General features: G+C 48.9%; 1 pseudogene. It reads left to right on the forward strand.

Annotation, left to right across the window (positions count from 1 at the left end):
• Positions 1-358: pseudogene (locus tag HBA93_RS19390) on the forward strand (baseplate assembly protein); the annotation flags it as partial.

Genomic DNA, 358 nt, shown 5'->3' on the forward strand with positions numbered 1-358 from the left:
CCGGATGAGCTGGCTATTTTGCCAAAACCAGAAATTATTGAGGAACTGGATTTTGAAGCCATCCTGAAGCGGATGCTGGATAAGCTGCGTGCCAATTATCAAAACTCCGGCTTAGCTTATACCGTTGAGCGTCTACGCTATGACCCGCAGATTATTCAACTTGAAACAGCCTCATACAGCGAAATGCTGTTGCGCCAGCGGATCAATGAAGCTGTCCGCTCTCAGATGCTCCCTTTTGCTTATGGCGGCGATCTGGATATTCTGGCCGCATTCTATGATGTGAACCGGATGTTCACTGAAAGCGATGAGCGGCTGAGAACACGTATTGTCCTCGCTATTCAAGGCCGTTCAACAGGTG

The sequence above is a fragment of the Ochrobactrum sp. SFR4 genome (assembly GCF_019730395.1).
GTDB lineage: Bacteria > Pseudomonadota > Alphaproteobacteria > Rhizobiales > Rhizobiaceae > Pseudochrobactrum.